2 protein-coding genes and 1 pseudogene are annotated in these 1,111 nt (G+C 64.1%); all 3 read left to right on the plus strand.

Translation table 11 applies throughout. From position 1 onward, the window contains the following. A pseudogene (locus tag A3764_RS25720) lies at positions 1–387 on the plus strand (disulfide oxidoreductase); the annotation flags it as partial. Then, entirely contained in the window at positions 388–774 is a 387-nt protein-coding gene (locus A3764_RS16735) for an RNA-binding S4 domain-containing protein (RefSeq protein ID WP_067923423.1), read from the plus strand. A gap of 88 nt (positions 775–862) precedes the next feature. Next, positions 863–1,111 (plus strand): ferredoxin FdxA (gene fdxA / locus A3764_RS16740; protein ID WP_067951796.1); only part of this gene is annotated, 249 nt, incomplete at its 3' end.

Here is a 1,111-nt window from a genome sequence, read left to right on the forward strand (position 1 = left end):
GGCCTCGCCCCCATCGCGGAGGAGCCCGAAGAGACGCCCGAGGTATCCAACCATATTCCCGATCTGCCGAAGGACGAGGTGCCGCAGGGCACCGCCTCCGACGCGGATATGGCAGGCCCGGAGATGGAGACCTATTACGTCTTTACATGGGCGCGCACCCCGCGTGGCGGCGGTGCGGGCAATCGCCGGGGCGGCGACAAGCCGCAGGGCCGTGGCAAACCGCAGGGTAAGGGGCGCCGTGACGGTGGCGGCCCGCGCCGGGATGGCGGCGGCAAAGGCAAGGGCAAGGCGCAGAACTTCAGCGCCCGACCCCCCAAGCAGGAAAAGAAGATCGATCCGGACAATCCTTTCGCCGCGGCTCTCATGGGTCTGAAGGACGACAAGTAATTGGACGGGGCGGCCCCGAAACTGCGGCTCGATAAATGGCTGTGGTTCGCCCGCTTCTGGAAGACGCGCACGCTGGCGGCGGGGCGGATCAGCGAAGACGGCGTGCGCGTGAACGGCCAGATCGTGCGCAAGCCGTCTTTTTGCATCGCGCCGGGGGATGTCCTGAGCTTTACCCAGGGCGAAAGGGTCCGGGTGATCGAGATATCGGCGCTGGCGGAACGTCGCGGCCCGGCCCCCGAGGCGCAGGCGCTGTATGTCGATCGTTCCCCGCCCGCCGGGCCCCGCAGGGACGTTGCTTCGGAAAATCCCGCATTCGAAGGACGGGGACGGCCCACCAAGAAGGATCGCAGGCAGTTTGATCTTTCGCGCGGCCGTCGCCTTGAATGATCCCGCCGCAAGGGCTAGCTAGGCCGCTGTGGTACGGCCCGTGTCACCGACCGCATCACCCGACACTTACGCCGACAGGGATGATTGAATGACCTATATCGTGAACGATGCCTGCATCGCCTGCAAATACACCGACTGCGTGGAGGTGTGCCCCGTGGATTGTTTCTACGAAGGTGAGAACATGCTGGTGATCCACCCTGACGAATGTATCGACTGCGGTGTCTGTGAACCCGAATGCCCGGCCGATGCGATCAAGCCGGATACCGAGCCGGAAGCGGAAAAATGGGTTGAGTTCAACCGCAAGTATTCCGAGATGTGGCCGGTGATCATCACGAAG

It is taken from the genome of Sulfitobacter sp. HI0129 (assembly GCF_001635395.1).
Classification (GTDB): domain Bacteria; phylum Pseudomonadota; class Alphaproteobacteria; order Rhodobacterales; family Rhodobacteraceae; genus Sulfitobacter.